Origin of the sequence: Variovorax beijingensis, assembly GCF_003951285.1 — a bacterium.
Classification (GTDB): domain Bacteria; phylum Pseudomonadota; class Gammaproteobacteria; order Burkholderiales; family Burkholderiaceae_C; genus Variovorax; species Variovorax beijingensis.
In genome coordinates, this window is record NZ_RXFQ01000027.1 from 60,859 (window position 1) to 68,294 (window position 7,436).

Genomic DNA, 7,436 nt, shown 5'->3' on the forward strand with positions numbered 1-7,436 from the left:
GCGTCAGGCCTCCGCGGTGTCGAGGACTTCGAGCGAGGTCTGCAGGGCGCTCTCGGGCAGGCCGTTCTTCCACGGCACCTCGACCGGGTAGGGCTTCAGCAGGCAGTCGTCGGGCAGCAGCTCGATGGGCGCAAAATTTCTGTGCGCGATGTACTCGGGCCGCTTGTGGCACCGGATGTGGTTGCTGACCGCGCACAGACTCAGGTACACCGCCACGCGGTTGAACGGCGAGAGGTTGCTGCCCGAGGCATGCACGAGGCAGCTGTGGAACAGGATCATCGAGCCGGCAGGGCCCTTGGGCGACACGATGCCTCCATGCTTGCCGCCGGCGCGGTCCACCAGCTGCCGGATCAGGTCGTTGTCCACCGTCCAGAGCGGATAGCTGGTGGTCGTGAGGTCGTGCTTCGCATCCACCACGCCCTTGCGGTGACTGCCCGGAATGAACATCAGCGGGCCGTTGTGCTCGGTCACTTCGTCGAGAAAGATGGCCACGTTCATCGCGCGCTCGGTGGGCATCAGGTCGTCGTTGAGCCAGGTGCCGTAGTCCTGGTGCCACTGCCACACGTCGCCTTCGAAGGCCATCTTGCCGTTGATCTTGAACTGGTGCATGTAGACCTCTTCGCCGAACAGGTCCATCACCGGCTCGACCATGCGCGGGTGCCGCGCCAGCCGCGCGAAGGGCTCGCTGATGAGGTGCGCCGCGAAGTTCGTGCGCACGGCGTCCGAGCCTTTCTCGCGCACGTTGAAGGCCGCGCGCTTGCTGTACAGGTCGGGCACCGCATCGGTCAGCGCCTTGGCTTCTTCGGGCGAGAAATGGCCGGGAAAGAACAGATAGCCGTCGCACTCGAACTGCGCGCGTTGCTCGGGGGTCAACTTCATGCCTTGTCTCCTTTGCGGGTGGGGGTGGATGCGGATGCGGTGCGCGCGAGCTGCTGCGCGAGCCGCCGGCTCAGTGCCTCGCTGGCCCGGGCGACGTGTTCCTCGCTCAGCTGCGCGGCGCGCTGCGCATGGCCGGCGGCAATGGCGGCGGCGATGGCTTCGTGCTCGTCCCAGAGCGTCTCGCGCTGCGGCTCGGCCTGTAGCACCGCGCCCATCGCGCGGCGCAGGTGGCGCCAGTGCTGGTCGGCGCTCTGGCCGATCAGCGGGTTGCCCGAGGCTTCGTAGATGGCCTGGTGGAAGGCCATGTCGGCATCGATCATGGCTTCGACATTACGCCCGCGCGCTGCACGGCGGCCGCGCTCCAGCAGCTTGGGGTCGATGCGAAAGCGCTGTGCGGCCGCAAGCCGCGCGGCCAGCACGTCGAGCGCGCCGCGCACCTGGTAGACCTTGCGCATCCAGTCGGCGTCGAGCGGCGCCACCAGCACGCCGCGGCCGGGCGCGTCATGCACGAAGCCGTCCTTCTTGAGCAGGCGCAGCGCCTGCAGCACGGGCTGGCGCGACACCGACAGGCGCTGCGCGATGTCTTCCTGCGTGATCCGCTCGCCCGGCGCCAGCGCGCCGCTGCTGATGGCGCCGAGCAGGGCGCGATAGACCTGGTCGACGAGGTCGGGCGCGGCTTCGATGCTGACGAGCTGGGCGGGCATGGACGGCTTTCCTTGAACTCTGTATACAGAGTACGGAATCCGGAGCCGCCGCGCATCCCGGGTTTTTACCCATGGGGGCTGCAAAAGAACGTAACCCGCCGCTAAGCTCGGCCCATGCAACTACCTACCTACGACGACGTCATCGCCGCGGCCGCGCGGCTCGAGGGCCATGCCCACCGCACGCCCGTGCTGCGATCGCAGACGGCCGACGAACGCTGGGGCGCCAGCTTCTTCTTCAAGTGCGAGAACTTCCAGCGCATGGGCGCCTTCAAGTTCCGCGGTGCGTTCAATGCGCTGTCGAAGTTCGACGCCGCGCAGCGCAAGGGCGGCGTGATCGCGTTCTCTTCGGGCAACCATGCGCAGGCCATCGCGCTGTCGGCCCGGCTGCTGTCGGTGCCGGCCGTGATCGTCATGCCCAACGACGCGCCCGCGGCCAAGGTCGCGGCCACGCGCGGCTACGGCGCCGAAGTGGTGACGTACGACCGCTTCACCGAAAACCGCGAGGCGCTCACGAAGCGGCTCGCGCAGGAACGCGGCATGACGATGATCCCGCCCTACGACCATCCCGACGTGCTCGCGGGGCAGGGCACGGCGGTGAAGGAGCTGATCGAGGAAACCGGCCCGCTCGACCAGCTGTTCGTGTGCCTGGGCGGCGGCGGGCTGCTGTCGGGTTCGGCGCTGTCGGCGCGTGCGCTGGCGCCCGGTTGCAAGGTCTACGGCGTGGAGCCCGAAGCGGGCAACGACGGCCAGCAATCATTGCGCGCCGGGAAGATCGTGCACATCGAAACGCCCAAGACCATTGCCGACGGCGCGCAGACGCAGCACCTGGGCGAATACACCTTCGGCATCATCCAGCGCGACGTGGACGACATCTTCACCGTGACCGACGAGCAGCTTGTCGAGGCGATGCGCTTCTTTGCCGAGCGCATGAAGATCGTGGTGGAGCCGACCGGCTGCCTCGCCTTCGCGGGCGCGATTGCCGCGGGCAAGGCCATCGCGGGCCAGCGCGTGGGCATCGTGGTCAGCGGCGGCAACGTCGACCTCTCGCGCTACGCGGCGCTGCTCGCGTAGCTCAGGCGCGGATTCCCTCGGCCGTGAGGTGGAGCAGGCGGTCCGCACGGGCTGCCGCGCTCTCGGAATGCGTCACCAGCACCAGCGAGGCGCCGTGCTCGCGCGTCTGGCCGATCAGCAGTTCCATCACCTTCGAAGCGGTGCCCGGGTCGAGGTTGCCGGTGGGCTCGTCGGCCAGCAGCAGGGCGGGCCTGTGCACCAGCGCGCGCGCGATCGCCACGCGCTGCAACTGGCCGCCGGAGAGCGTCTGCGGCAGGCGCGCGCCCATGCCGGGCAGGCCCACCGCGTCGAGCATGTGCGCGACGCGGCCTTCGTCGCGCCTGCCGCCCAGCAGCATCAGCGGCAGCGAGACGTTCTGCGCCACGTCCAGGTGCGGCAGCACGTGGAAGGCCTGGAACACGAAACCCACGTGGCGCCGGCGCCAGAGCGCGCAGGCCTCGCCGTCGAGTGCGCCGATGTCGGCGCCTTCGTGCGTGACCGTGCCCGCATCCCAGCTGTCGAGCCCGGCCATGCAATTGAGCAGCGTGGACTTGCCGACGCCCGATTCGCCGACGATGGCGACGAACTCGCCGGGTTCGACGCTGAGCGTCACGTTCTCGAAGACGGGCACGTCGCCGTAGTGCTTGGCGAGTCCGGAAATGCGCAGCGTCATGCGGTGGTGCCTGCGATGCGTTGAACGGCCGTCTGCACGGCGTCGGGCGCGTCGCAGGCGATGACGGTGCGCGCCGGCATGCTGCGCAGCCAGGTGATCTGCCGCTTGGCGAGCTGGCGTGTGGCCGCGATGCCGCGTTCGCGCAGTGCGTCCATGGCCTTGGCATCGGGCTGCGCGCCGCCGCATGCGTCGAGCATTTCCCACGCCTGCCTATAGCCCACGCAGCGCATCGAGGGAAGCTCGGTCGAGAGATCGCCGCGTGCGCGCAGCGCCCTGACCTCGTCGAGGAAGCCGGCGGCCAGCATGCCGTCGAAGCGCTCGGCAATGCGCGCATGCAGCCAGGCGCGGTCGGTGGGTTCGAGCGAGAACAGCGCGCCGCCGGCCAGTCCCTTCGCTGCCTTGTCTTTGTCGCCGGCATGAAAGCGCGACAACGGCTGGCCGCTGCTTTCCCACACTTCGAGCGCGCGCTGGATGCGCTGGCTGTCTTGCGGCGCCAGCCGCGCGGCCGTCGCGGGGTCGACCTTGGCGAGCCGCGCATGCAGGGCGGGCCAGCCGAGCGCGGCAGCCTCGGCGTCGATGCGCGCGCGCACCGCGGCATCGGCCGCGGGCATGGCGTCGATGCCATCGAACAGCGCCTTGAAGTAGAGCATGGTGCCCCCCACCAGCAGCGGCAAGGCGCCGCGCGCGCGGATCTCGCCGATGAGCCGCGTCGCGTCGGCCACGAAGGCGGCGGCGCTGTAGCTTTCGCGCGGGTCGAGGATGTCGATCAGGTGATGCGGCACGGCGGCTTGTTCGGCGCGGCTGGGCTTGGCGGTGCCGATGTCCATGCCGCGGTAGACCAGCGCGGAATCGACGCTGACGATCTCGACCGGGCGCACCCGCGCCAGAGCGAGCGCTGCCGCCGTCTTGCCGGAGGCGGTCGGCCCCGCGAGCGCGATGTACTTGAGTTTTTCAGGAAGGCCGGAGGCGGCAGCGGAGGGCGGCATAAGCGCCCGAGGGTAACAACAAAACCGGAAGCCTCAGATCGCCTGCGCGCTGGCCTTGCCGCGCGCTTCCTGCGGCAGGGCGGGTGGATCGGTGCGCGGGGACGCCAGCGCGGCCGGCTGCGACGGCGTGCCGCGCAGCACCGGCGTGCCTTCCCCTTGCCGCGAAGCCAGCGTGGTCTCCGGCTTCATGCGGAACAGCTGCGAAAGCGCCGAGCGGTACTGGGCTTCGCCGACCGAATTGGTGTCGTGGTGCGATCCGCCCTCGACCAGCACGAAGAGCTTGGGCACGGTGGCCGCGTTGTAGAGCTTGCGGCCCAGCGTGGGGTTGATCAGGCTGTCGGCGGTGCCATGCACCACCAGCAGCGGCGCGCCGATGTCCTTGACGCGGTTGATGGCCTCGAAGCGCTGCGTGATGAGCGGGCCGAATGGCAGCCAGCCCCACTTGAAGCCGCTCACCACGTCGGCAATGGAGGTGAAGGTGCTTTCGACGATGGTGCCGCTCTCGTCGTTGACATGCGCGGCCAGGTCGATGCCGATGGCGCCGCCCAGCGAGTGGCCGAAGATGTAGCGGTGCTGCCGCGGATGCCGGGCCGCGAGCCAGGTCCAGGCGGCGCGGGCGTCCTCGCGTGCCGATTCTTCCGAGGGCAGGCCCTTGGAGCTCTTGCCGAAACCCCGGTAGTCGATGGCCAGCACCGAGAAGCCGAGCTCGTGCATGCGCTGGATGCGCGGCGCCGAACCGGCCACGTTGTAGCGGGCGCCGTGCAGGTACAGCATGACCGGCCGGTCGGTGGTCTCGGGCTCGCCGCCGAGCCAGAGGCCGTGAAGGCGCGCGGATTCGCCGGTGATGGACGACTGGAAGTCGATCCAGACATCCTGCATGCCCTCGGTCATGCTCGCGGTGTTGCCCCAGCTGCGGTCGCTGGGTTGAAAGATCCACTCGCGTTGCTGTTCGTCGAATGTGGAGCAGCCGGCGGCCAGAAGGGCGCACAGCGAAAGAACGGAGGCAAGGAGGGACCAGCGTTTCATGGGCTAGAGGGACAGCGAAGCCGGCAGAAAGTTCATGTGCTTTCGACTGAAACGCGCCGACACTGCGCTCCAGCACCTCCCAGACAGTGCCTCAGGTGGCACTTTGTTCTACACATGCAACGCCCGTGCCCGCTTCACGGATGACGGTCGAAAACTCCGGAAAAACCCTCAAAATGCCCTGATTTGCTATCTGCCGCGCATAAAAAGCGCGTCCAGCTCCCGAATCGACAGTTGCCGCCAAGTCGGGCGGCCATGGTTGCACTGGTCCGAACGCTCGGTGGCTTCCATTTGACGTAATAAAGCGTTCATTTCGTCGATCGTGAGCTTGCGGTTGGCCCGCACCGCACCATGGCAGGCCATGGTCGAGAGCAACTCGTTCTGTGCCCGTTGCACCACAGTGCTGGCGTCGTGCTGCGCCAGTTCGGCCAGCACGCTGCGCGCGAGTTCCACCGGGTCGCCGTCGGCCAGCGTGCCCGGCACCGCGCGCACCGCCAGGGTGCGCGGCGAAAACGGCGTGATTTCCAGGCCCAGGGTGGGCAGCACCGCGGCGCAGGCTTCGGCGGTGGCCACTTCCTGGGGCGTGGCCGCGAAGGTGGCTGGAATCAGCAGCGGCTGGCTCGTGATGGCAGCGCCGTCGAGCTGGGTCTTGAGCCGCTCGTAGACGATGCGTTCGTGCGCCGCGTGCATGTCGACCACGATCAGGCCCTGGCTGTTCTCGGCCAGGATGTAGATGCCCTGCAGCTGCGCCAGCGCGCGGCCCAGCGGCCAGGCTTGCCCGTTGGTGGCAAGGGTGCCCGCATCTGGCGATTCGGCCGGCAGCCCGACGGGGGGGCGGAACGCGGAGGGAGCCGCAGCTGCAGGCCAAAGGGAAGGGCCGGATTCGCCGGTCCGTTGGGGCCACATGGCCTCGAAATCGCCGGCGCCGCGCTCCGCGGTTACGAAATTGATACCGGGTTGGGCCCAGGTGGCGCCCGAAGCGGGCACGTTCGGCTTGAAAAAGGACTGCTGGGGCGCCGCCGGCGTGACCGCATCGCCCGCGCGCGGTGCGGCAAGCGCGTTCTCGATCGCGTGGCGCACCGCCTGGTGCACCTCGCGGCCATCGCGAAAACGCACCTCGATCTTGGTCGGATGCACGTTCACGTCGACCCGCGATGGATCGATTTCGAGGTACAGCGCATACACGGGCTGGCGCTGGCCGTGCAGCACGTCCTCATAGGCGCTGCGCACGGCATGCGAGAGCACCTTGTCGCGCACGAAGCGGCCGTTGACGTAGAAGAACTGCTGGTCGCCGCGCGAACGCGCCGCATCCGGAATGCCGGCACGGCCGGCCACGCGCACCGCGCCGCCGATGTGCTCGACGGCCACGCTCTGCGCCACGAAGTCGTCGCTGAGCGCATCGGCCAGGCGCTGCTCGCGCCGGTCGGCGGCGCGCCACTGCTCCATCAGCTTGCCGTCGTGCCACACCGAAAAGCCGACTTCGGGCCGCGCCAGCGCATGGCGGCGCACGGCCTCGATGCAATGGGCGAGTTCGGTGGCGTCGGTCTTCAGGAATTTGCGCCGCGCGGGAGTCGCGAAGAAAAGCTCGCGCACCTCGACCGTGGTGCCGACGGCACGGGCCACCGGCCGCAGTTCGCCGGTGCGGCCGTCGAGCGCGAAGGCGCCGTCGGCGCCCGCAAAGCGCGAAAGAATGCTGAGTTCCGCAATGGCGTTGATGGCCGCGAGCGCCTCGCCGCGAAAGCCCATGGTGCCCACGGTCTCGAGATCGTTGAGGCTTGCGATCTTGCTGGTGGCATGGCGGCGCAATGCCACCGTGAGCTCTTCGCGCGGAATGCCCAGGCCGTCGTCCTCGACCGAGATCAGCCGCACACCGCCCGAAGCCAGCCGCACCGTGACCTGGCGCGCGCCGGCGTCCAGGGCGTTGTCGAGCAGTTCGCGCACCACGGAGGCCGGGCGTTCGACCACTTCGCCCGCGGCGATCTGGCTGATCAGCTCGTCGGGAAGTTCGCGGATCGGACGGCGTTCGGGGGACGGAATGGAAGAGGGAAGGGCGCTCACGCGAGCATTCTAGAAGCCGGCTGCCGCCGCCGCGCCGCTGCCCGCGGGAGCCCTTTCAGCCCG

The 7,436-nt window shown here is 69.0% G+C and carries 7 protein-coding genes; 1 reads left to right on the plus strand and 6 read right to left on the minus strand.

All coding sequences use genetic code 11. The features are described from left to right. Positions 1-3: 3 nt before the first annotated feature. Together EJO66_RS30150 and EJO66_RS30155 are read right to left on the minus strand one after the other, a co-directional pair. On the minus strand, positions 4-879 hold the full coding sequence (locus EJO66_RS30150) for a phytanoyl-CoA dioxygenase family protein (RefSeq protein WP_125966959.1): 876 nt from the start codon (positions 877-879) through the stop codon (positions 4-6). Next, positions 876-1,583 (minus strand): GntR family transcriptional regulator, encoded by a 708-nt coding sequence (locus EJO66_RS30155; RefSeq protein WP_124961607.1) that lies wholly within the window; start codon positions 1,581-1,583, stop codon positions 876-878. Before EJO66_RS30155 ends, EJO66_RS30150 begins: the two co-directional genes overlap by 4 nt. A 114-nt stretch (positions 1,584-1,697) precedes the next feature. Between EJO66_RS30155 and EJO66_RS30160 the strand changes: the two genes are divergently transcribed. Continuing rightward, positions 1,698-2,654: a threo-3-hydroxy-L-aspartate ammonia-lyase gene (locus tag EJO66_RS30160; RefSeq protein WP_124961606.1), complete on the plus strand. Its 957-nt coding sequence runs from the start codon at positions 1,698-1,700 to the stop codon at positions 2,652-2,654. Between the two features lies 1 nt (position 2,655). On the opposite strand, the gene EJO66_RS30165 is transcribed toward EJO66_RS30160, so the two are convergent. The 4 genes from EJO66_RS30165 to mutL form a co-directional block, all read right to left on the minus strand. Next, positions 2,656-3,306: an ABC transporter ATP-binding protein gene (locus tag EJO66_RS30165; RefSeq protein WP_124961605.1), complete on the minus strand. Its 651-nt coding sequence runs from the start codon at positions 3,304-3,306 to the stop codon at positions 2,656-2,658. Further along, entirely contained in the window at positions 3,303-4,292 is a 990-nt protein-coding gene (miaA, locus tag EJO66_RS30170) for a tRNA (adenosine(37)-N6)-dimethylallyltransferase MiaA (RefSeq protein ID WP_124961604.1), read from the minus strand. The genes EJO66_RS30165 and miaA overlap by 4 nt, the downstream gene beginning before the upstream one ends. A gap of 33 nt (positions 4,293-4,325) precedes the next feature. Then, positions 4,326-5,318 (minus strand): alpha/beta hydrolase, encoded by a 993-nt coding sequence (locus tag EJO66_RS30175; RefSeq protein WP_124961603.1) that lies wholly within the window; start codon positions 5,316-5,318, stop codon positions 4,326-4,328. 186 nt (positions 5,319-5,504) lie between these two features. Continuing rightward, positions 5,505-7,373, minus strand: coding sequence for a DNA mismatch repair endonuclease MutL (mutL, locus tag EJO66_RS30180; RefSeq protein ID WP_124961602.1), 1,869 nt, complete (start codon positions 7,371-7,373; stop codon positions 5,505-5,507). Between the last annotated feature and the right edge of the window lie 63 nt (positions 7,374-7,436).

Coding starts and splice junctions, on each gene's coding strand:
- EJO66_RS30150 (WP_125966959.1), bottom strand. CDS start 879: ATGAAGTTGACCCCCGAGCAACGCGCGCAGTTCGAGTGCGACGGCTAT.
- EJO66_RS30155 (WP_124961607.1), bottom strand. CDS start 1,583: ATGCCCGCCCAGCTCGTCAGCATCGAAGCCGCGCCCGACCTCGTCGAC.
- EJO66_RS30160 (WP_124961606.1), top strand. CDS start 1,698: ATGCAACTACCTACCTACGACGACGTCATCGCCGCGGCCGCGCGGCTC.
- EJO66_RS30165 (WP_124961605.1), bottom strand. CDS start 3,306: ATGACGCTGCGCATTTCCGGACTCGCCAAGCACTACGGCGACGTGCCC.
- miaA (WP_124961604.1), bottom strand. CDS start 4,292: ATGCCGCCCTCCGCTGCCGCCTCCGGCCTTCCTGAAAAACTCAAGTAC.
- EJO66_RS30175 (WP_124961603.1), bottom strand. CDS start 5,318: ATGAAACGCTGGTCCCTCCTTGCCTCCGTTCTTTCGCTGTGCGCCCTT.